A 21756-nucleotide genomic window follows, 5' to 3' on the forward strand; every position below is an offset into this window, starting at 1 on the left:
GTCAGCAGCTTCTGGAGACTCCATGAGTATCGTCAACATCGACGTCACCCTCCGCGACGGCGGCTACCGCAACGGCTTCGCCTTCCCGCTCGAGTACGCCCTGAAGCACGCGAGGCTGAGCGTCGAGGCCGGCTTCGACTGGATCGAGATCGCCTACCGCAAGGGCTCCCTGCTCCCGATACCCGACCTCGGGCTGACCGGCCGCGGCGACGACGAGTTCATCGCCGCCACGGCCCAGGAGATCGGCCCGGAGCGGGTCGCGATGATCCTGCACCCGAAGAACATCACCCGCGCCGACCTGCCCGCCATGTACGCGGCGGGTGCGCGGCTGGTCCGGATCATCCTGCCCGCGCGGGGCTACGAGACCGGCCTCGACTACATCCGCCAGGCCAGGGACACCGGCTTCACGGTGGGCGTCAACTTCGCCCGGATCAGCCAGTGGCCGGGCCGGGACGTGGTCGAGGTGGCCACCGCCGCCACCGACGCCGGCGCCGAGTTCGTCTACCTCGCCGACTCCAACGGCAGCCTCTCCCCCGTCGACACCACCGACCTCACCACCCTGGTCAAGTCGGTCACCGGCGGCCCGGTCGGGCTGCACGCCCACAACAACCTGGGGCTCGCCCTGGCCAACGCCATCAGCGCGGTCGCGGCCGGCGCGACCTGGATGGACTCCTCGATCCAGGGCATGGGCAAGGGCCCCGGAAACCTCATCGCCGAGCAGTGGCTGGCCCACCTCGACCGGACCGACCCCGAGGCCGCCGCCCGGCTCGACCTGGCGCCGGCCCTGGAGCTGGCGGACCTGCTGCTCGCCAACATCCCCGAGGGCAGGCCCTCGTTGCCGCTGCCGGACCTGGTCCTCGGCCGCTACGACCTGCCGGTGGAGCACCGCAAGGACCTGCTCGGCGAGCACGGCGAGGCCATCGCGACCGCGCGCACCCTCGCCGGCGTCCGATGACCCACGCCCGACCGGTGCTGCCGACGGCGGTCTTCGGACCGGAGACCGCCGCCGGCGCGCCCCACGCCCTCGTCCTGGCCCCGGTCATCCCCCACTGGGACGAGGGGGCGTTCTTCGCCCCGGTCATCCGGACCCTGGCCGGGGCCGGGCTCCGGGTGACCGTCGTGGACACGCTCTCCCTGTGGGACGAGACGGTGGACTCGATGGCCGCCCTCGTCGCCCGCTGGCGGGCGCTGCTGCCGGACTTCGGCCGCGTCGACCTGCTCTGCGGAAACGCCCTGGGCGGCGCGGTGGCCCAAGCCCTGCTCCCGGACTGCGCCGCCGGCACGGCGGCCCTGCTCGTCTCGGGCCCCGCCCGCACCGATCCGGTCCTGGAGCGGCGGCTCGCACAGATCGCCGACCTGGCGGCGGCCGGCCGGCCCGGCCCGGCGCTCGCCCTGCTGAACCGGCGGGTCCTCCCGCACGACGCACCGGCGTCGGCCCCCGTCCCCGTGCGGGCCGACGCGGCGGCCGGCCGCAGGCTCGCCGCCGGAATGCGGCTGCTGTCCGGGATCGACGTCGGTGCCGCCGTACGCGCCCACCCGGGCCCGTTGCTCCAGATCGTGGGCAGCCACTCCCAGCTCGTCACCCGGCGGCACACCGCCGCCGCCCCGCACCACAGAGTGCACGTCGTCGCCGGGGCCGGTATGCGCCCCCACGCCGAACAGCCCGCGAAGGTCGCCGCGCTGATCGAGACCTATCTGCGGGAGAAGGGAATCCAATGAAGTCGGCTCCGAGGAACGCGCCGAGGAAGAGCGTCGCCGTCCTGCCCGGCGACGGCATCGGCCCGGAGGTCGTCGAGGCCGCGCTGCGCACCGTCGAACGGCTCCGTCTGCCCCTGGACTTCCGGTTCGGGGAGATCGGCTGGGAGTGCTGGCGCCAGGAGGGCGACCCGGTGCCCCAGCGGACCTGGAAGCTGCTGGAGGAGACCGACACCTGCCTGCTGGGCGCCATCACCAGCAAGCCGCTGCGTGAGGCGGAGGCCGAACTCACCCCGTCGCTGCGCGGTACCGGCCGGACGTTCGTCTCCCCGGTCATCCAGCTCCGCCAGCGTCTGGGCCTGTACGCCAACATCCGCCCGGTCACCGACCTGGACCACGGCCGGTTCGACTTCACCGTGATCCGCGAGAACACCGAGGGCCTGTACGCCGGTTACGACGTCCACGGACTCGACGAGGCGCTGTGGAACGCCGTGCGCGAGCACCCGAACGCCCTGGCCTCCGGCCCCGGGGAGAGCAGCGTCACACTCCGGCTGCAGACCCGGTTCGGCATCGACCGGCTGCTGCGGTTCGGCTTCGCCCACGCGGAGGCCCACGGCCACCGGCGGCTCACCGTGGTGGACAAGCCGATGGTCCTCCGGCAGAGCGGCAACCATCTGCGCGAACGTCTCGAACTGATCTCCCGGGACCACCCGGACATCGAGACCGAGATCCTCAACGTCGACGCCGTCGCCCTCTGGATGGTCCGCAGGCCCGAACGCTTCGGCGTCCTGGTCGCCGAGAACATGTTCGGCGACATCCTCTCCGACCTCGGCGCCGGCGTCATGGGCGGCCTCGGTCTCGCGCCGAGCGGCAACATCGGCGACCACGGCAGCTACTTCGAGCCGGTGCACGGCAGCGCCCCGGCCATGGCCGGCCAGGACCGGGCCAACCCGATGGCGATGCTGCTCACCATCGGCCAGATGCTGGACCATCTCGGCCTGCCCGTACCGGCCGAGGACCTGCGCGGCGCCGTCCGCGCCGTCGCCCGCGCCCGTACCACCGTCACCTACGACCTGGGCGGCGGCGCGGGCACCCGGCAGGTCGCCGAGGCGGTCGCCGCCCGACTGCCGGGCGGGGAGGCCGAGTCGGCGGCCACGGTCCCCGGTCCCGTGGCCGCCGTCCCGGTGGACGTGGTGGACCGGCTGGCCGCGCTCGACACCGCCTCGGTCTCCGACGCGCTGGACAGTCTCGGCATCGCCGGGGTGCTCGCCGGAATCAGCGCGCGGGTGCCCGGAGCGCGCACCGCGGGCCTCGCGTACACCGTCACCTACCAGCCGGTGGACCGTACCGACGGGAGGTTCCGCAACGCGGCCAACTACCTGGACGAGGTGCCCGCGGGAGCCTTCGTGGTGGTCGACAACGGCGGCTCCACCACCTGCACCAACTGGGGTTCGCTGCTGACCTCGGTGGCCCAGCGCCGCGGGGTGCGCGGCACCGCGCTGCACGGCTCGGCCCGGGACATCGGCGAGATCCGCGCCGCCGGATACCCGCTGTTCAGCACCGGCGCCACCATGGTGAGCGGCAAGAACCGAGTGGAACTCGCCGCGACCGGACGGCACATCACGATCGGCGAGGTCACCGTGCGCCCCGGTGACGTGATCGTCGCCGACGACAACGGTGTGCTCGTGGTACCCGCCGAACGGGCCGCCGAGGTGGCGGACCGGGCGGAACGCGTCGAAGGCACCGAGTCCGCCATCGCCGAGGCGGTCGGCACGGGCCTGCGCCTGGACGAGGCCCGCCGCCGGTTCGGCTACGCCAAGCCGTGGGAAGGCCCGGCCGACCCCGCCTCCCGCAATGCGTGACCTGGTACGACGGGTGGTGGACGTCCACTACCACGCCGGGCCCGACCTGTACCGGCGCCGTCTGACGACCGGCGGCGCCGGCCGGGCCTACGCGGAGGTCGACGGCTGGGTGGTGGTCAAGAGCCATCTGGGGTCCACGGCGGCGAGTGCCTGGGAGGCCCGGCAGGAGGGCCTGCCGGTCTCCGGCTCGGTCGTGCTGAACGATCTCGCCGGAGGAGTCCGCCCCCAGGTCGTGGAACAGGCCGTCTACGCCCACGGACCGGACAGCCCGGCCCGGCTGGTCGTCCACCTTCCCACCCTGGTCGGCCCCGCCCATCCGACCGCGCTGCGCCGGGAGCCGTTCCACCCCCGCCTCGACCCCGACCGCTGGCGGGGCGACCGCGTCGTGGACGGCACGGGCCGGCTCGGCGAGCGGGTGCGCGAGGTGCTCAGGGCCGCCCGTGACCTGCCCGTCGTCCTCGCGACCGGACACTGCGACCGGGACGAGACCCTGCGGGTGATCGACGAAGCGGTGCGTCTGGAACTCCCCCGGCTGCTGCTGACCCACGCCACCCACCCGATGTCCGGCCTCACCCCGGCCGACCTGGCCCAACTGGCCCGGGTTCCGGGCCTGTACGTCGAACTCACCGCCCTGACCCTCCTGCTGGGCCACCGGGACACCCGGCACCTGGCCGAGGTGGTGCGCGCCCATCCGCGCGTCGTGTTCAGCTCCGACCTCGGTCAGCCGGACCAGCCGGACCCCACCGACTGGCTGGCCACGAGTCGGCGCTGGTTCACCGAAGCCGGGCTGACGGCTCACCAGTTCCGCGCGGTCACCTCGGCCAACCCCGCGACACTGCTGGCGCTCTGACGTACGTCCTCGTGTCGACGCCCCCTTCCATCCACCGGAGGTATCCCGCCATGCCCCGCACTCCCGGCCCCTCGCGTCGCAGGGTGCTGCGCACCGCGCTCGCGAGCACGGCGGCGCTGTCCCCGACCCTCCTGGACACCGCGCCCGCGCACGCCGCCCGCCCCCGGACCGGGGCGCTGAGCGACCAGTCCGCCGTCCGTACCCTCACCCTGGGAGACACCAGGCTCACCTATGTCGTCGACGCGGCGATGGAGCTGGACCCCGTGGGCTTTCTCCCGGCCGTCCCGGCCGCCTACTGGCAGGAGCACCCGGAGGCGTTGACCCGTTCCGGCCGGATCGCCGCCTCGGCGGGCGGCGTGCTCGTCGAACGCGGCCGGCGCAGGCTGCTCATCGACGTGGGCCTGGGCGGCAACGTCCTGTCACCGGCGCTCGGTGTCTCCCGAGGGGGTGCCCTGCTGAAGACCCTGCGGGCGCTCCGGGTCGCCCCGGAGTCCGTGGACACCGTGGCCTTCACCCACCTGCACACCGACCACACCGGCGTCGGCTTCGTCCCCGATCGCGACCAGGCCCCGCACAAGGCGTTCCCCTGCGCCGGCTACCTGGTGGCGGGCGCCGAGTGGGGCCCGTTCTGGCGGGGGGAGATCAAGGTGGGAGCCCCGTCGTGGGACGGGTTCATGGTGCCGATGTCCCGCGTGCTGGGCGAGTTCGACGACGGCGACGAGGTGTGGCCGGGCGTCACCGCCCTGATCACTCCCGGGCACAGCCCCGGCCACACGACGTACGTGGTCTCCGCCTCGCGCGGCAGGCGGATCCTGGTCCTCGGGGACGCCTTCCACACGCCCGCGCAGCTGAGCCACCCGGAGTGGCCCTCCGGACCCGACGTGGACGTCGCGGGGGTGCTGAAGGCCCGCCGTACCCTGCTGGACCAGCTGCTCGCTCCCCGCACCTACGGCTTCGCGTTCCACTTCGGGGACCAGGCCTTCGGCCGCGTCACACGCGACGCGGCCGGTGAGGTCCGGTGGACGCCGGTACCGGCCCGGGCACTGCTGCCCAGCCCGGTCCGGCTCTCCTGAGCCCTGCCCTCAGCTCTCGTCCTCGGCGAGCCGCAGCGAGATCGAGTTGATGCAGTACCGCTGGTCGGTCGGGGTCGCGTACCCCTCGCCGTCGAAGACATGGCCGAGGTGCGAGCCGCAGCGGGCGCAGCGCACCTCGGTGCGGACCATGCCGTGGGTGCGGTCCTCGATCAGTTCGACGGCGTCGGTGTCCTTCGGGTCGTAGAAGGACGGCCAGCCGCAGTGCGACTCGAACTTGGTGGTGGAGGTGAACAGCTCGGCGCCGCAGGCGCGACAGGAGTAGACGCCCTTGGCCTTGGTGTCGGTGTACTCACCGGTGAAGGCCGGCTCGGTCGCCGCCTGACGCAGCACGGCGTACTCGGCCGGGGTCAGCTCCGCCCGCCACTGCTCGTCCGGCTTCTCTACGTCGTACGACATGACTCTCAGCCCCTTACTTCGCCAGGCGTTCCAGGATCCTCGGGCCCAGGTCGGTCACATCGCCCGCGCCCATGGTGAGAACCAGATCACCCGGCTTGGACATTCCCGCGATCACGGCGGGCACCTCGTCCTTGTCGTGCACGGCGGTGACGTCGGCGCCGGCGGCCCGCGCCGCCTCGATGATCAGCTCGCTGGTGATGCCGGGGATCGGGTCCTCGCGGGCCGGGTAGATGTCGAGGACGACCGAGGCGTCCGCGAGGGCCAGCGCGTCGCCCATCTCCTTGCCCAGCTCCTGGGTGCGGGAGAACAGGTGCGGCTGGAAGACGACCAGGATGCGGCTGTCACCGGCGGCGCCGCGCATCGCCTCCAGGTCGGCGGTCATCTCGGTCGGGTGGTGGGCGTAGGAGTCGATCACCTGGACGCCGGCCGCCTCGCCCTTGAGCTGGAGGCGCCGCTTGACGCCCGTGTAGGCGGCCAGGGCGGGTGCGAGTTCCGCGGCCGGGACCCCCAGGGCCACGCCCGCGGCCAGCGCGGCGACGGCGTTGTGGGCGTAGTGCCGCCCGGGGACGGACACCGCGAACGTCAGCTCGTCCCCGTCCAGCAGGACGGTGACCTCGCTCTTCAGGCCCTGCGGTACGACGGACAGCACCCGTACGTCGGCGTCCGCGGCCTCGCCGTACGTCACCGTCCGCACCTTCCCGGCCACCCGCCGGGTCAGCTCCCTGGCGCCCTCATGATCGGCGTTGATGACCAGCGTGCCGCCGGGCACGATCCGGTCCGCGAAGGTCTCGAAGGACTCGTAGATCTCGTCCATCGAGGCGTAGTTGGCGTGGTGGTCCAGCTCCACGTTGAGGACGATCGCGACCTCGGGCGCGTACTTGTGGAAGCTGCGGTCCGATTCGTCCGCCTCGGCGACGAAGATCTCACCCTCGCCGTGCAGGGCGTTCGAGCCGGGCGCGTCCAGATCGCCGCCGATGGCGTACGACGGCTCGCGGCCCAGCGCGGTGAGCGACACGGCCAGCATGGACGTGGTGGTCGTCTTGCCGTGCGTCCCGGCCACCGCGATCGGCCGCAGCCCGTCCATCAGCGCGGCCAGCGCGTCCGAGCGGTGCACCACCGGGATGCCCAGCTCGGCCGCGCGCGCCAGCTCGGGGTTGTCCTTCCGGATCGCCGACGACACCACGACACAGCTGGCGTCGTCCGCCAGGTGCCCCGCCGCGTGCCCGATGTGCACCGTGGCCCCCAGCGCCCGCAGCGCCTCGGCCGTCGCCGACTCCTTGGCGTCGCTCCCCGCCACCGCGGCACCGCGCTGCGCGAGGATCTTCGCGATCCCCGACATCCCGGCGCCGCCGATCCCGACGAAGTGCGGTCGCTCCATGGCGGAAGGAAGGCCGGGTGCCATGTGTTTCTCCCAGAGACGGTGACGTGCGAAAGCAGCCCTAGCCTATGTGCTCGGACACACGGTGCCGTGCAAGGGGCGCGAGCATCAGCGCCCCCGAAAGGGGCGCGGGGCTGTGTTCATATGCGGCTACCGCCGCGCGGGCGCGACCAGCCACAGCGCACCGGCACCCGCCGACGCACCGCACCCCCCTCCGGCGCCTACGCCTTACTGTGCGAGAACAACTTCAGCACCGGCACCCCCACCTTGTGCCGCGCCCGGGACGCCCAGTCCCGGTGGAAGAACTCCTCCACATAGTGCGGATCGGTCAGCACGATCACCTCGTCCGCGGCCACCTCTTCCACCAGCTTCCGCAGCGCGTCCAGCGGGTGGTCCTCGACCATCCGCCCCTCCGCACTGCTCCCGGCCGCCCGCAGGGCCGTCAGGGACACGTCCAGCGCCTGCTCGGCCGGGCCCTTCGCCGCGTCCCCCTCCGGGGTCTCCCGCTCACGCGCGGCCTCGTCGAGTTCGCCGAGTGCGATGTCGTCGATGGCCCGCAGCAGACGGTCCGCCTGGTCGCCGCGCGGCTGGAGGAGCACATGGAAGACGACCGGCTCGTCCCCGTGCAAGGTGGTGACGAACTCCACGTCGGCGGACGTCAGGGCCTTCTCGATCATCAGAACGCTTGTGAACACCAGGCGCCTCTTCTCCTTGGAGGACCGCTTCGGCCCTCTGTCCTCCGTGGGGCCGAGCACCCCTGCGGAAACCATCCTGCCCCGTGATCGCACGGGTACTGCCGGATTCAGTGTGCCCGCCGGAAGCTAAGCGGAACGGTAGATTCCGCTGATTTCAGGACCGACGGTAACGACCGAACAGGAATCCGGCCTCCTCAAGCAGGGACACTAGTTCGAAGCGCTGGGGTACCGCGACACCGGGGCCCCCGGCGATGCGCTGCGCGGCCCCCGCCGTGAGCATCGGCGAGACCGTCAGGCACAGCTCGTCGAGGACACCGGCGGCGATGAACTGCCCGAGCAGCCTGGGGCCGCCCTCGGTGAGCAGCCGGGTGTGGCCGAGACCGGCGAGGGCGCGGACCGCGCGGTCGGGGTCGACGCCGGTGCCGTCACCCGCGGTCACCACCCGGGCGCCGGCCTGCTCGGCGGCGGCGACCCGGTCGGGGGCGGCCGCCGCGCCGGTCAGGACCAGCGTGGGCACCAGCGGCGAGGTGAACAGCGGCAGCGAGAAGTCGAGGTCCAGGCTCGCGCTGACGACGGCGACCGCGGCGACCGTCGCCTGCCCCGCCGCGGCCCGGGCGCCCGCGAACTCCGCCCGCTCGCGTACCGGCCGGTACCCCTCCTGCCGTACCGTTTCCGCACCTACGACGACGACATCCGCGAGCCCTCGCAGAGTGCCGAAGATCCGCATGTCGGCCGCACCGGAGATGGGCTGCGAACGCCCGTCGTGCTGACCGGCCCCGTCGAGCGTGGACACCATGTTGGCCCGCAGCCACGGCTCCCGCCCGGCCGACTCCGGATAGGCATAGGCAAGAGCCAGCTCGCCGAGACTCCACTCCCGGCCACCACCCGCCCCCTCGCCCGGCGCACCGGAGCCGCCCACCCGGCCGTCGCCGGACCACCCCTGCCCCAAAGCCCCCCGCCCGTCGCCACTCCCACCGGAGCCCCCCACGCCACCGGGGCCGTCCCCCGTCTCCCAGGTCCCCCCGCCGGGGGCCCCGGCCTGGGCTGATGTTTGTTCGGTCACAGGGAACAGGCGTCGCATGTCGTGCAGTGTGGCACGGCAACTAGCATGGGTAACCGTGTCGTCTTCTCCTGCCGCATCCGAGGTCAGTCCCATAGCCGACGCGGGCCCGCTGTCGCTGTGCGCCCGTTCGCCGCACGTGCCCGCGGACCGGCTGGTCGCCGAGATGGTGCCGCCGCCGCGCTTCGACCTGGTGCGCTTCGCCACCTACCTCCCGGACCCGAACCAGCCGAGCCAGACCGAGGCCGTCGGGGTCCTCGAAGGCTTCGCGGCCGGTCTCGGCGGGGCGCACGCGGTGGCCGGCGGCGCGAAGCGCGGCTTCTTCGGCTTCGGGAAGGCCAAGGCGGCGAAGGTGCCCGCCGGGCCCCGCGGGGTCTACCTCGACGGCGGGTACGGCGTCGGCAAGACCCACCTGCTGGCCTCCCTCTGGCACGCCACCCCGGCCGAGCCGGCGCTGAAGGCGTTCGGCACCTTCGTGGAGCTGACGAACCTGGTCGGCGCCCTCGGCTTCCAGCAGACCGTGCGGACCCTCTCCGGCCACCGCCTGCTGTGCATCGACGAGTTCGAGCTGGACGACCCCGGCGACACGGTCCTGGTGTCGAGTCTGCTCGGCCGGCTGGTCGAGGCCGGGGTCGCGCTCGCCGCCACCTCCAACACCCTGCCGGGCAAGCTCGGCGAGGGCCGGTTCGCGGCCGTCGACTTCCTGCGCGAGATCCAGGGCCTGTCCGCCCACTTCCGCACCCTGCGCATCGACGGCGAGGACTACCGCCACCGCGGCCTGCCCGAGGCGCCGGCGCCGTACTCCGACGAGCAGGTGACCAAGGCGGCGTACGGCACCCCGGGCGCCTCGCTCGACGACTTCCCGCACCTCCTGGACCACCTGGCCAAGGTGCACCCCAGCCGCTACGGCGCGCTGACCGACGGCCTGACGGCGGTCTGCCTGACGGATGTGCGGCCGGTGCCGGACCAGTCGACCGCGCTGCGGCTGGTGGTCCTCGCGGACCGGCTCTACGACCGCGAGGTGCCGGTCCTGGCCTCCGGGCTGCCCTTCGACAGGCTGTTCAGCGAGGAGATGCTGAACGGCGGCTACCGCAAGAAGTACTTCCGCGCGATATCCCGGCTCACCGCGCTGGCCCGGGACGCCAAGGGGCTCGTAACCGCCGCATAGTCGGCCCGGTCGGCCGCTATTCGATCAAGCCCTCCAGGTCAAGAGCCTGATCGAGCCACCCCACCGGCATTTTTCACGCTCTCTTGGGCTCGCAACACCGATTTAACCCTGCAAACAACTTTGCAGGGTTAACGTGTTTCTTGACCAACCATTGACCTGTGCTTGGTGCACACGAGAGGCGTGAACTGCCGCGAGGGGGGCTCATGTTCCGAGGTACGACGGCCCGGACCGTGTTCTCGCTCCTGGCCGCCGCCCTGCTCGCCGTCCAGTTCTTCGCGCCCGCCGCAACCTTCGCAGCCGCGCACACCCTCAGTCATGTCGAGGCCAAGGCTCAGCCCGGACCGAAGTCCTCGGCGAAGGCCGTACGGGACGGCTCGCACACCCTCCGGGACCACGGCCTCTGCGGGGAGCCCCCCAGCCCCCCACCGACCGCGGACCGCCATCGCGCCCCCACCGCCGGCTGGGCCGACGACCGTCAGCCCGCCGCCCGGCCCACCGAGGCCATACACGCCTCGACGCCTCGCCAGGCCAGGCACCACCGCACGACAAGAGCCTCCAGAGCCCACTCACCGGCCGCGCTCCAGGTCTTCCGCTGCTGACGGGCGGGTTCCGCCCCGGCTCTTCAACCCCCCACGCCCGTCGTGCAAGCCCGACGCGCCGCTGTGGCGCGCCAGGAGGAGTCCACAGACCATGCAGCCCCTCATCGACAACGCCCGTACGTTCGGACAGCGCCCTGAGGAGTTCGCCAGACTCGCCGAAGGCCAGTCCCCGCAGGTGCTCTTCATCACCTGCTCCGATTCCCGGGTCGTCCCGGCCCTGATCACCGGCGCCCGCCCGGGCGAGCTCTTCGAGCTGCGCACCGCGGGCAACATCGTCCCGCCGTACGCCTCGGTCCACCCCACCAGCGAGGCGGCCACCATCGAGTACGCCGTGGAGGTGCTCGGCGTCCGCGACATCGTCGTCTGCGGACACTCGCACTGCGGCGCCGTCGGCGCGCTGGTGCGCGGCGACGACCTGACCGCCGTACCCGCCGTACGGGACTGGCTGGCCAGCGCCGAGCCGCGCCCGAGCGGGGCGGTGGAGGACCCGGCCGTGGCCGAGGGCGTGCAGAACCATGTGCTCGCCCAGCTGCTGCGGCTGCGCTCGTACCCCTTCATCGACCGGAAGCTGACGGAGGGCCGACTGACCCTGCGCGGCTGGTACTACGAGGTCCACACCGGTGCCGTGCGCGAACACCGCGCCGCCACCGACTCCTTCGAGGCCCTGTGAGCGCCACGATGACCAAGTTCCCTTACATACGTCAGGACTTCGCCGCCTCTCTCGTCGTCTTCCTGGTCGCGCTCCCGCTGTGCGTGGGCGTGGCCGTCGCCTCCGGTGTCCCGGCCGAACTGGGCCTGGTCACCGGCATCGTGGGCGGTCTCGTCACCGGGCTGCTGCGCGGCAGCAGCCTTCAGGTGTCGGGGCCGGCCGCCGGCCTGACCGTGCTCGTCTTCGAGGCGGTGCGGGAGTTCGGGCTGCCGGTGCTCGGGGTGATCGTGCTTGTCACCGGCCTCCTTCAGATCACCATGGGCGCCCTGAAGCTGGGGCGGTACTTCCGGGCCATCTCGGTCTCGGTCGTCGAGGGCATGCTGGCCGGAATCGGTCTGGTCCTGATCGCCGGCCAGCTGTATCCGGCGCTCGCCGCCAAGGCCCCCGAGTCCGGCCCCGGCAAGATCGCCGGACTGCCGGGGGCGTTCCTGGACGCCCTCGGGGACGGGAAGGCCCTGGCCTCCCTCGCCCTCGGCGCGGGCACCGTCGCGGTGCTGGTGCTGTGGAAGTACGTCCCGGCGCGGGTGCGTACGGTCCCCGGGCCGCTGGCCGCCGTCGGTCTCGCCACCCTGGCCGCGCTCTTCCTGGGCCTGCCGGTCGCCACCGTCGAGGTGCACGGGCTGCTGGGCTCCGTCCAGCCGCCGCCGCTGAGCGCCTTCGGCGAGCTGGCGAGCCTCGGGGTGATCGGCACGATCGTCGCGTTCACGCTGATCGCGTCCGCCGAGTCGCTGTTCAGCGCGGCGGCCGTGGACCGGCTGCACAGCGGTCCACGGACCAGGTACAACCAGGAGCTGATCGCCCAGGGCGCGGGCAACGCGCTCTGCGGAGTGCTCGGCGCGCTGCCGATGACCGCGGTGATCGTGCGCAGCGCGGCCAATGTGCAGGCGGGTGCCCGGACGAAGGCGTCCCGGGTGCTGCACGGTGTCTGGCTGCTGCTGTTCGCGGCCCTGCTGCCGGGAGCGCTGGGCTACATACCGATCCCGGCGCTCGCCGGAATCCTGGTCTACTCGGGCGCCAAGCTGATCCCGGTGCGCGCGCTGGCCGCGCTGTGGCGGGAGCACCGGGGCGAGGCGCTGATCCTGGTCGTCACGGCGGTGTCGATCGTCGCGGTGAGCATGTTCGAGGGGGTGCTCATCGGGCTGGCCCTGTCGATCGTCAAGACCGCCTGGGAGGCCTCGCACCTCAAGCTGGAGGTGGTCGACAAGGGCGCGGGCCCGATCGACGCCTATCTCTCGGGCAACGCGACCTTCCTGCGGCTGCCCAAGATCCTCGACAGTCTGGAGGCGCTGCCCCAGGACCGCCCGATCCGGGTGGACCTGTCGGGGCTGCACCACCTCGACCACGCCTGCCGGACCGCCCTGGAGAGCTGGGCCGAGCGGCACAGCGACGCGGGTACCGAGCCGGTGAAGGTCACGGCCGCCGAGGCCACCGCCACCGAAGCCACGGCCACCGGGGTCGCGGCGACCTGAGGCACGGCCGCCTGAACCGGCGGCCGCACCCGGGCCGGGATGCCGACGCCCCTCGGCATCCCGGCCCGGACCTGCTTCCCGGCGACCGTGGCCCCGACCCTCCCACCGGGCATATCGTTGCAGCATCAGATAAATCGGACCTCTTTACCTGGGGGTCGTGATGGTTCAGGAGCTGCTGGTCGCGGTGGTGTCGGCGCTGAGCGCCGGCGCGCTGTACCTGGCCGCCGGGGCGCGGGTCGTCAAGCAGTACGAACAGGGTGTGCTGTTCCGGCTCGGCCGGGTCACCGGTGACGTCCGGAAGCCCGGCTTCAACCTGGTGATCCCGTTCGTGGACCGGCTCTACAAGGTCAACCTGCAGATCGTGACGCTGCCGGTGCCCGCCCAGGAGGGCATCACCCGCGACAACGTCACCGTGCGCGTGGACGCGGTCGTCTACTTCCGGGTGGTCGACGCGGTGAGCGCGCTGGTCAAGGTCGAGGACTACAAGTTCGCCGTCTCGCAGATGGCCCAGACCTCGCTGCGGTCCATCATCGGCAAGAGCGACCTGGACGATCTGCTCTCCAACCGCGAGCAGCTCAACCAGGGGCTGGAGCTGATGATCGACAGCCCGGCCGTGGGCTGGGGGGTGCAGGTGGACCGGGTCGAGATCAAGGACGTGTCGCTGCCGGACACGATGAAGCGCTCGATGGCCCGCCAGGCCGAGGCCGACCGTGAGCGCCGGGCCCGGATCATCAACGCCGACGCCGAGCTCCAGGCCTCGAAGAAACTGGCCGAGGCGGCCCAGCAGATGGCGGCCACCCCGTCGGCCCTGCAACTGCGGCTGCTGCAGACGATCGTGGCGGTGGCGGCCGAGAAGAACTCCACCCTGGTCCTGCCCTTCCCGGTGGAACTGCTGCGCTTCCTGGAACGGGCCCAGCAGCCGGCGCCGAACGGCGACACCCCGGCGGAGATCAGCGAGAGCGCGGTGAGGCAAGGCCCGCCGCCCGGGTGACCCGGCGCCGCGCCACCTCAGAAAATCGGACATTCCACCCTACGTTCATACGGTGATCCGACTAGCACGCCGTCTTACCGGTACGACCGCCGTCTGCGTCGCCCTGGGCGCCGCGCTCGCCGCCTGCGGCACCGCCCAGGCGCCGCACGCCGGACCCCCGGCCCCCGCGAAGCCCGCCCCCGCCGCCAAGCCGCCCACGCTCGCGGCGGGCCCGGGCGGTACCGCCGCCGTCTTCATGAACGGCCCGCGCACCCTGGGCAAGACCGTCGCCCTGACCTTCGACGCCGACATGACCGCCGACCAGGGCCCGCGCGCGGCGGCGGGCGAACACTTCGACAACCCCGCGCTGATCGCGACCCTGCGCCGCCTGAAGGTGCCGGCCACGGTCTTCATGACCGGCCGCTGGGCCGACCAGTACCCGGACCAGGCCCGCTCCCTCGGCCGCGACCCGCAGTTCGAGGTCGCCAACCACTCCTACAGCCACTACGCCTTCACCGGCGACTGCTACGGCCTGCCGACCGTCTCCGCCGCGAACATGAAGTCGGACGTGGAGCGCGCCTACGCCGCCCTGCTCCGGGCCGGGGTACCGCACCCGATGCCGTACTTCCGCTTCCCCGGCGGCTGTTACGACAACCAGGCACTCCGCGCGGTCGGCGCCCTCGGGGTCACCGCGGTCCAGTGGGACGTGGTCAGCGGCGACGCCTTCGCCACGGACGCCGACGCCGTGACCCAGCAGGTCCTGGACGGTGTGAAGCCCGGCTCCGTGGTCGTCATGCACTGCACCCGCAGCGCCGCCCCCACCACCGAACAGGTGGTCCGCACCGTCGTACCGGAACTCCGCAAGCGAGGCTTCCGCTTCGTGAAGGTGTCCGAGCTGATCGGGGAGACACCGGGTCACCGGTGACCGTCCTACGCTGGGGACATGAGCGACGAGGGCTACTGCACGATCACCGGGGCCGCGAAGCCGCCTGCGGCCGACGGGCCGCCGTATGCCGAGTGTGTGCTGTGCCGGGAGCCGACGGAGTACCCGGAGTCGTACAAGGGCATCACGATGTGCCCCCGGTGCGAGTGGCTGGAGGGGCAGCGGAGCGCCTGTTCAGGGTGAGCGGCGGCCGTTGAGGGCGCAGGCGATGGCGAAGGCCGCGGTGGTGAGCAGGGCCGCCGCGGCCGGCGGCAGCGGGGAGACCGGGATCCGGCCGGACTCCGAGCCGGTGACCAGGCCGCTGACCGCCGCGTGGGCCGGGGAGCCGGCGACCACCGTGGCGAGCAGCGCGGCCAGCAGCATCGTGGGCACCGCGCGGCCCGGCGAGCGCAGCAGCGGCCGGTTGGTGAGCGCGCCGACGGCGGTGCCGAGCAGCGCGCAGACGAGGGTCGCGAGCAGGCCGGCGGCCCCGGCCCGCAGGGGTGACACGGGGAGCCGGTGGTCGTTGGTGGCGTGCCGGCTGATCACCGTCACGAGCAGGGTGGCCGCCGTGCCGAGCAGCGCGGCGGCGAAGAGCGCGGTGAGCAGGGCGGCGAGATGGGCCCTGGCCGGGCCGCTCGCGGCGGTGACACAGGCGCGGGCGGCCGGCGGTTCGCCGGTGACACAGATCCGTACCAGCCAGGCGGCCACCGGCAGCAGCGCGGCGGCCGTGTAGCCGAGCGAGTCCAGCACCGGCTGGCCGCTCTGCACGCCCACACCGAGGAACACGGCGTACAGGATCACCGGCGGCAGCCAGCGCTGGGAGCGCAGGAGGAGTGCGGTCTGGTAGCGGAGGAGTGCGGTCATGGGCGGTCTTTCTCGTCCGGTGGGACGGCTGGGGCAGCTGGGGCGGTTGCGGGGCCCACGGTGACCACGTGCCAGGGCGGGTCGGTCGTGAGGAGGGCGCGCAGGACCACGTCCGAGTGGGACGCGGGAACCGTAAGACGGTAGGTGCCGGGGGTCGGTTCCTCGGCCGAGGACGCCGTGCGGGTCGCGTCGGCGGGGAGACGGCCGCCGGCCGGGCCCCGCACGGTCACCACGGTGTGCGGGCCGACGGGTGGGGCCACCGGTACGGCACCGGGGGCGAGGGTGCCGTCGACCACCCGGTAGATCGCGTCGGGCGCGCCCGCGAGCCGCCGCGGATCGTGATCCACGAACACGACGGCGCCCCCGGCGGCGGTGCGTTCGGCCACCGCCCGCTCCAGCTCCGCGCGCGCCTCGGCGTCCAGGCCGGTCCAGGCCTCGTCGAGGACGAGGAGCCGGGGGTCGGCGAGCAGGGCCTGGGCGACCGCGACCTTCTGGCTGGTGCCCTTGGAGAGCTGGGCCATGGGGGTGGCCGCGTAGGCGGCGGCGCCGAACCGCTCCAGCCAGTCCGCGGCGCGGGCGGCGGCCGTACGGCGGGAGAGGCCGTGGACCGTGCCGAGGTGGGTGAGGTAGCCGGAGGGGGTGAAGGGGAGCGCCGAGGGGAAGCGCTCGGGGACGTAGGCGGTGCGGGGGCGGCCGGTGATCCGGCCCTCGGTGGGGCTGTCTATGCCGGCGACCAGGCGGAGCAGGGTGGACTTGCCGGTGCCGTTCGTTCCCTCGACGCGGGTGAGGGAGCCGGGGGTGATGGTGAGGTCGACGCCTCTTAACACCCAGGGGCCGCGTATGCCGTAGCGGCGGCCTACGCGGGCCAGTTCAAGATCACGGTGCATGGGGACATTGTCGTGCGGGACGGGGGTGCGTGGTGCCCAACGCGGCGGGGTGCGGGTACGTGGGTGGCTGGTCGCGCCCCCGCGGCGGAGCCGCAAAACGGGCACAGCCCCGCGCCCCTTAAGGTTGGTGCGGTGAGCGCTCCCTTCCAGGTCTCGGCCAATAGTCGTGACGAAGCACCCCAGTTCGTGTTGCCGCTTGTCGTGCGGATCGAGAAGGCGGCTCCGCCGGCCCGTACCGACGCCCTGGAGACGGCCGCCCGGGCCGTGCTGACGCTGCTCAGTGATCCGCGCGCCCTCGGGGACGGGGAGTGGGCGCAGGCCGTTCGGGACTGGGAGGACGCGCGGATCCGGAAGGTGGTGCGGCGGGCGCGGGGAGCCGAGTGGCGGCGGGCCGAGGGGCTGCCCGGGATCACCCTCACGGGGAAGGCGGCCGAGGTACGGGTGTTTCCGCCGGTTCCCCTGGACGGGTGGCCGAAGGATCTGGCCAAGTTGCAGGTGTCGGGGACCGAGCTGGAGGACCCGGAGCCGCCCGCCGGCGTCGACCGGTCCGCGCCGGTGCTGTGGCTGAACCCCGAGTTGGAGATGTCCGCGGGGAAGGCGATGGCGCAGGCCGGGCACGGGGCCCAACTGGCCTGGTGGGCGCTGCCGGAGGAGGAGCGGGTGGCTTGGCGGGACGCCGGGTTCCCGCTCGCCGTACGGACCGCCGATCCGGCCGAGTGGCGTGAACTGACGGGCGGCGGGCTGCCGTTGGTGCGGGACGCCGGGTTCACCGAGATCGCGCCGGGCAGCTGCACGGTGGTCGCGGACTATCCGGCACTTCGCTGACCTGCACTTTTTTAACTTCCCTGGAAAACTTTACCGTTTGTTTGAGCGGCGCCGCCGTCCCGGCCGTAACTCCTGGCACTGAACCAGCGACACGGGGAGGCACCCCTTGCGGCGTTTGAACGGAACGGCCCTCATTCTGGCGACCCTCGCCGGTACGGTCGGCGCGCTCGTGTACCCCGTGTGGTCGTACGCCGACCGCTCCGGCACCGGGCAGGCCAACGTGGCGGCGGGGACCGTGATGACCGAGTGGGGACCGTTGACGGCCTCCGACCGCGATCTGATCGTGCGGGTCCGGCTGGCCGGGCTGTGGGAGCTGCCGGCCGGGCAGCAGGCGATCCAGCGGGCGCCGAGCGCCGCGATCAAGGAGGCCGGCGACCACCTGATCGTCGGCCACACCGACCTGGACCGGCGGGTGCGGATCGTCGCGGCGCAACTGGGCGTCGAGCTGCCGAACGTGCCCAACGAGCAGCAGCAGGGCTGGCTCCAGGAGATGTCGGCGGCGACCGGCGAGGAGTACGAGTACAAGTTCGTGAACCTGCTGCGGGCCGCCCACGGCAAGATCTTCCCGGCGATCGGGACGGTACGGAACACCACCCGCAACAGCCTGGTGCGGCAGCTGGCCTCCGACACCAACCAGACCGTGCTGGACCACATCACGATCCTGGAGAAGACCGGCAAGGTCGACTTCGAGGCCATCGCCAACGAGATCGCCAACGGGACCACGGCCAGCCCGACCGGTCCGGCGGTGCCGGCGCCGGGGGTGGTGGCGCCCTCCGCGCCGGCCGCGCAGGCCAGCGGCAATGTGCGCACCACGTCCAAGCCGTCCCCCGCCGCGCCGGGCACGGTGAACACCGGGCGCCCCGACCCGGAGGCCTCCGAGGGCGGCGTGCTCAGCCAGTAGCCGAAGAGCTCCCCGGAGCGCGGTCCCGAACCTCAAATGTTGCTCTGAAGCGGCAGGCAGCACGGTTCGCGGGCGCGCTCCGGGGCCATACCCCCCTCACTCGGGGCAGCACTCGGAGCGGCACTCGGGGCAGGAGGGGGAGAACCATGACCTTGCAGCGGCTGGGCACGGGCATCGGCTGGCGGCCGGAGATCGCGGACGCCGTGGAGCGGATGCCGGGCATCGACTGGGTCGAGGTCGTGGCCGAGAACACCTGCCCGGGCCACCTCCCCGAGTCGCTGCGGCGGCTGCGCGAGCGCGGGGTGACCGTCGTCCCGCACGGCGTCTCGCTGGGCCTCGGCGGCGCGGACCGCCCCGACGAGGAGCGGCTCGCCGCCCTCGCCGAGCGGGTGGCGGCGCTCGGCGCCCCGCTGGTCACCGAGCACATCGCGTTCGTCCGCGCGGGCGGCCCGCTCACCGCCTCCCCGGCCCTGGAGGCGGGCCATCTCCTCCCCGTCCCGCGCACCCGGGACGCCCTCGACGTCCTCTGCGCGAACATCCGGATCGCCCAGGCCGCGCTGCCGGTGCCGCTCGCCGTCGAGAACATCGCCGCGCTGATCGCCTGGCCGGGCGAGGAGATGACCGAGGGGCAGTTCCTGTACGACCTCGTCGACCGCACCGGGGTCCGGCTGCTGATCGACGTGGCGAACCTGCACACCAACCACGTCAACCGGGGCGAGGACCCGGCCAAGGCGCTCGCCGAGCTGCCCGTCGAGGCCATCGCCTACGTCCATGTCGCGGGCGGCGTCGAGCGCGACGGCGTCTGGCACGACAGCCACGCCCACCCGGTGCCCCCGGCGGTCCTGGACATCCTCACCGACCTCGCGTCCCGGGTCGCGCCGCCCGGCGTCCTGCTGGAGCGGGACGATCTCTTCCCGGAACCGGCCGAGCTGGAGCGGGAGTTGGGGGCGATCCGGGCGGCGGTCGCGGCGGGTGGCGGGGGCGCCGACGGGCGGTCGGAACCCCCGGCACCACCGGCACCACCGGCCGCCGCCGAGATCCCCGACATCGCCGACGCCACCCGGCAGCGGGTCGGGCTCGCCCAGGCCGCGGTGCTCTCCTCGCTGGTCGCCGGGACGCCGGTCCCGGAGGGGTTCGACCGGGTGCGGATGGGCGTGCAGGCACGGGCGCTGGCGGCGAAGCGGGCGGATGTGGTGGCGAAGGTGGCGCCCGAGCTGCCGGAGATCCTGGGGACGGCGTACCGGGAGGCGTTCCTGGCGTATGCGCAGCGGCGGCCGATGACCGGGGGCTATCGGCGGGACGCCCTGGACTTCGCGGCGCAGCTGCTGCGGGAGGGGCGGACCGGGGGCAGCGGTACGCATCGGCGACTGCGGGCGTGGTGGCTGCAACGCTCCGGACCGGCGCCCCGGCGAAGGGCGCTGCTGCGGAGGGCGTGAGCGGCGGGGGCTGAGGGCGGGGGGTGTCGCTCACCGGCGCTGGCAGGGTGCCGCCCGCGCCCACCCGTGCCGCCCTGCGGCACGCCTGCCCGCGGCTTGAGAGATGCGGCCGTGGAGCGCCCCGTCAGGGGCGCGGGGAACTGCGCGACCAGCCACACTCCACCCGCACACGACATCCGCCCCACACCACAACCCACCCGCACACGACATCCGCCCCAAGCCCCCACACACCCACCTGGGTACTATGCCAAGCCCGCACGGCGAAGCCCCACCGTGCGGTGCTGGAGGCATCATGCGCGCGCGACCCCGACCCCCCGTCCAGGGGCGAGGCATACTCAGCGGGACCGGACTGATCATCGCCTGTCTGGCGGCGACCCTCGCCGCCCTGGTGTTCCCGATCTGGTCGTACGCCGACCGTTCGGACCCGACCGGCTCGGTGAACGTGCTCAGCGCGCAGACCGTGTCGACGGCGTACGGGCCGCTGTCCGCGCAGGACCGGGACTTCGTCGTCAAGGTCCGGCTGGCCGGGCTCTGGGAGCTGCCGGCCGGCGAGATGGCGGAGCAGAAGGGCACCACGGCGGCCGTACGGACGGCCGGGCAGCACCTCGTCGACGGGCACATCTCCCTGGACGCCCATGTCCGCAGCGTCGCGACCCAGCTGAACGTGCCGATCCCGAACCAGCCCAACGACCAGCAGCGGCAGTGGCTCGCCACGCTGACCGCGGCGCAGGGGCAGGACTTCGACCGGGAGTTCGCGAACATCGTGCGGCTGGCCCACGGCCGGGTCTTCTCCGTCGTCGCGCAGGTCCGCGCCGCCACCCAGAACACACTGGTCCGTGCTCTCGCCGACGACGCCAACACCACCGTCCTGGACCACATCAAGGTCCTGGAGGCCACGGGGTACGTCGACTTCTCCACGCTGGCGCAGCAGTTGGCGGTCACCCCCTCCCCCGCCGCCTCACCGCCGGTCTTCGCGCCGAGCGACGCGATCCCGGTCGGACCGTCGGCGACACCGTCGCCGTCCGCCGACAGCCCCTGACCTGCGCGGTAAACGGAACGTCACAGACCGACAACACTCGGTCCGGAATGTGAACAGGGCATGGCGGTTCGCAAGCCCCTGGCATAGAAACGTGTCATGTTCTGGGTCCTTCTCCTGCTCCTGGCCTGGGCCGTCGCCGGCACCGCCTGCACCCGGCTGTGCCTGGCCGCCGTACGGACGGCGGCCTTCGACGCGGACGCGGGCCGAGGGCACGATCTGACGTTGTACGAGGCCGCGTTCCTGTCCGGCGGACCCGCGCGGGTCGCCGATCTGACGCTGGTGTCGATGGCCCGGCAGCAGCGGCTGCTGCTCGCCCACACCGGCTGGGCGACCGTCGTCGACCCGAAGGGGCGGGACGAGATGGAGCGGTCGGTGATAGGGGCCATCGGGCCCGAGGGGCAGTCGCGGATAGCGCCGGTGCGGTCGGCGGCGGCCGACGCGGACGCCGTGCGCAGTCTCGGCGAGGGGCTGGTGCGGGCCGGGCTCGCGGTGCCCGACGCGGCGGCGCGGACGACGGTCGCGTCCGGCGTACGGCAGGTGCGGGCCGCCGCCGTCGCCGTGTTCGGCCTGGGGGTGACGGCGCTGCTGCTGCCCGCCCCGACCGACATGCCGCGCGACCTGGTCGCCGTCTGGTTCGCGCTGCCGTTCACCCTGACGCTGAGCTGTCTGGGCATCGCCCGGTTCGAGGTGCACCCGTACTCGCGCTGGGCCTCTCCGGCCGGGCAGCGGCTCCTCGGCACCCTGCGCCGGCGGGTGAACCGCACGGTCGACGACCACGCGCTGCTGACCTCCGTCGCCGTGCGCGGCATTCGCGCCGTCGGCGAACCGGAGCTGCGCGCGGCCTTCGCACACCGGGACCAGCCGCCGCGGGAGTGAGCGGGGGCGCATAGGGGGCATTGGCGCCGACACCGGCCCGATGGTGCTTGCCTTCACC

The 21756-nt window shown here is 73.1% G+C and carries 23 protein-coding genes; 17 read left to right on the forward strand and 6 right to left on the reverse strand.

The window, feature by feature from the left end:
• The first annotated feature begins 22 nt into the window (after nt 1–22).
• From ACGFZS_RS24865 to ACGFZS_RS24885, 5 genes are read left to right on the forward strand one after another with little or no spacing between them, the layout of a single operon-like run.
• Complete coding sequence (locus ACGFZS_RS24865; protein WP_393796976.1) at nt 23–955, forward strand: hypothetical protein; 933 nt, start codon at nt 23–25, stop codon at nt 953–955.
• The gene (locus tag ACGFZS_RS24870; protein WP_393796977.1) at nt 952–1719 is read left to right on the forward strand and encodes an alpha/beta fold hydrolase; all 768 of its coding nucleotides are present in this window, start codon (nt 952–954) and stop codon (nt 1717–1719) included. The genes ACGFZS_RS24865 and ACGFZS_RS24870 overlap by 4 nt, the downstream gene beginning before the upstream one ends.
• Nucleotides 1716–3557: an isocitrate/isopropylmalate family dehydrogenase gene (locus tag ACGFZS_RS24875; protein ID WP_393796978.1), complete on the forward strand. Its 1842-nt coding sequence runs from the start codon at nt 1716–1718 to the stop codon at nt 3555–3557. Before ACGFZS_RS24870 ends, ACGFZS_RS24875 begins: the two co-directional genes overlap by 4 nt.
• The gene (locus ACGFZS_RS24880; RefSeq protein WP_365684108.1) at nt 3550–4407 is read left to right on the forward strand and encodes a DUF6282 family protein; all 858 of its coding nucleotides are present in this window, start codon (nt 3550–3552) and stop codon (nt 4405–4407) included. The genes ACGFZS_RS24875 and ACGFZS_RS24880 overlap by 8 nt, the downstream gene beginning before the upstream one ends.
• A 50-nt stretch (nt 4408–4457) precedes the next feature.
• Nucleotides 4458–5480, forward strand: a complete 1023-nt coding sequence (locus ACGFZS_RS24885; protein WP_393796979.1) for an MBL fold metallo-hydrolase — start codon at nt 4458–4460, stop codon at nt 5478–5480.
• A 9-nt stretch (nt 5481–5489) separates the two neighbouring features.
• On the opposite strand, the gene msrB is transcribed toward ACGFZS_RS24885, so the two are convergent.
• The 4 genes from msrB to ACGFZS_RS24905 form a co-directional block, all read right to left on the reverse strand.
• The gene (gene msrB, locus ACGFZS_RS24890) at nt 5490–5897 is read right to left on the reverse strand and encodes a peptide-methionine (R)-S-oxide reductase MsrB (RefSeq protein ID WP_393796980.1); all 408 of its coding nucleotides are present in this window, start codon (nt 5895–5897) and stop codon (nt 5490–5492) included.
• A gap of 13 nt (nt 5898–5910) precedes the next feature.
• A complete protein-coding gene (murC, locus tag ACGFZS_RS24895) occupies nt 5911–7299 on the reverse strand; it encodes a UDP-N-acetylmuramate--L-alanine ligase (RefSeq protein ID WP_393654449.1) in 1389 nt (462 codons plus the stop codon).
• A gap of 197 nt (nt 7300–7496) precedes the next feature.
• On the reverse strand, nt 7497–7970 hold the full coding sequence (locus tag ACGFZS_RS24900) for an indole-3-glycerol phosphate synthase (RefSeq protein WP_393796981.1): 474 nt from the start codon (nt 7968–7970) through the stop codon (nt 7497–7499).
• Nucleotides 7971–8124: 154 nt separating this feature from the next.
• The gene (locus ACGFZS_RS24905) at nt 8125–9051 is read right to left on the reverse strand and encodes a pyrimidine reductase family protein (protein ID WP_393796982.1); all 927 of its coding nucleotides are present in this window, start codon (nt 9049–9051) and stop codon (nt 8125–8127) included.
• Between the two features lie 37 nt (nt 9052–9088).
• On the opposite strand from ACGFZS_RS24905, the gene zapE reads away from it, so the two are divergent.
• From zapE to ACGFZS_RS24940, 7 genes are all read left to right on the forward strand, one after another.
• Nucleotides 9089–10198: a cell division protein ZapE gene (gene zapE / locus ACGFZS_RS24910; protein WP_393796983.1), complete on the forward strand. Its 1110-nt coding sequence runs from the start codon at nt 9089–9091 to the stop codon at nt 10196–10198.
• Between the two features lie 203 nt (nt 10199–10401).
• A complete protein-coding gene (locus tag ACGFZS_RS24915) occupies nt 10402–10797 on the forward strand; it encodes a hypothetical protein (protein ID WP_393796984.1) in 396 nt (131 codons plus the stop codon).
• Nucleotides 10798–10888: 91 nt separating this feature from the next.
• The gene (locus tag ACGFZS_RS24920) at nt 10889–11467 is read left to right on the forward strand and encodes a carbonic anhydrase (protein WP_393796985.1); all 579 of its coding nucleotides are present in this window, start codon (nt 10889–10891) and stop codon (nt 11465–11467) included.
• Nucleotides 11468–11475: 8 nt separating this feature from the next.
• Nucleotides 11476–12975, forward strand: coding sequence for a SulP family inorganic anion transporter (locus ACGFZS_RS24925; RefSeq protein WP_393796986.1), 1500 nt, complete (start codon nt 11476–11478; stop codon nt 12973–12975).
• A gap of 160 nt (nt 12976–13135) precedes the next feature.
• On the forward strand, nt 13136–13966 hold the full coding sequence (locus ACGFZS_RS24930) for a slipin family protein (RefSeq protein ID WP_393797019.1): 831 nt from the start codon (nt 13136–13138) through the stop codon (nt 13964–13966).
• A gap of 52 nt (nt 13967–14018) precedes the next feature.
• Nucleotides 14019–14870, forward strand: a complete 852-nt coding sequence (locus tag ACGFZS_RS24935; RefSeq protein ID WP_365684091.1) for a polysaccharide deacetylase family protein — start codon at nt 14019–14021, stop codon at nt 14868–14870.
• An 18-nt stretch (nt 14871–14888) separates the two neighbouring features.
• Nucleotides 14889–15071 (forward strand): hypothetical protein, encoded by a 183-nt coding sequence (locus ACGFZS_RS24940; protein ID WP_393796987.1) that lies wholly within the window; start codon nt 14889–14891, stop codon nt 15069–15071.
• On the opposite strand, the gene ACGFZS_RS24945 is transcribed toward ACGFZS_RS24940, so the two are convergent.
• Nucleotides 15063–15734 (reverse strand): ABC transporter, encoded by a 672-nt coding sequence (locus ACGFZS_RS24945; protein ID WP_393796988.1) that lies wholly within the window; start codon nt 15732–15734, stop codon nt 15063–15065. The two genes, ACGFZS_RS24940 and ACGFZS_RS24945, sit on opposite strands and share 9 nt — an antisense overlap.
• Nucleotides 15731–16621 carry an ATP-binding cassette domain-containing protein gene (locus ACGFZS_RS24950; RefSeq protein WP_393796989.1) on the reverse strand — a complete coding sequence of 297 codons (891 nt, stop codon included), beginning with the start codon at nt 16619–16621 and terminating at the stop codon, nt 15731–15733. Before ACGFZS_RS24950 ends, ACGFZS_RS24945 begins: the two co-directional genes overlap by 4 nt.
• 132 nt (nt 16622–16753) lie before the next feature.
• On the opposite strand from ACGFZS_RS24950, the gene ACGFZS_RS24955 reads away from it, so the two are divergent.
• The 5 genes from ACGFZS_RS24955 to ACGFZS_RS24975 all read left to right on the forward strand — a co-directional run bounded on the left by ACGFZS_RS24955 (nt 16754) and on the right by ACGFZS_RS24975 (nt 21698).
• A complete protein-coding gene (locus ACGFZS_RS24955; RefSeq protein ID WP_393796990.1) occupies nt 16754–17446 on the forward strand; it encodes an aminoacyl-tRNA hydrolase in 693 nt (230 codons plus the stop codon).
• A gap of 106 nt (nt 17447–17552) precedes the next feature.
• The gene (locus ACGFZS_RS24960) at nt 17553–18347 is read left to right on the forward strand and encodes a DUF4142 domain-containing protein (RefSeq protein ID WP_365684073.1); all 795 of its coding nucleotides are present in this window, start codon (nt 17553–17555) and stop codon (nt 18345–18347) included.
• Between the two features lie 146 nt (nt 18348–18493).
• Entirely contained in the window at nt 18494–19783 is a 1290-nt protein-coding gene (locus ACGFZS_RS24965; RefSeq protein ID WP_393796991.1) for a DUF692 domain-containing protein, read from the forward strand.
• A gap of 292 nt (nt 19784–20075) precedes the next feature.
• Complete coding sequence (locus ACGFZS_RS24970) at nt 20076–20822, forward strand: DUF4142 domain-containing protein (protein WP_393796992.1); 747 nt, start codon at nt 20076–20078, stop codon at nt 20820–20822.
• Between the two features lie 96 nt (nt 20823–20918).
• On the forward strand, nt 20919–21698 hold the full coding sequence (locus ACGFZS_RS24975) for a TIGR04222 domain-containing membrane protein (protein ID WP_393796993.1): 780 nt from the start codon (nt 20919–20921) through the stop codon (nt 21696–21698).
• Nucleotides 21699–21756: the final 58 nt, after the last annotated feature.

The organism is Streptomyces sp. NPDC048288, from assembly GCF_043201555.1.
In the GTDB taxonomy this organism is placed as follows: Bacteria; Actinomycetota; Actinomycetes; order Streptomycetales; family Streptomycetaceae; genus Streptomyces.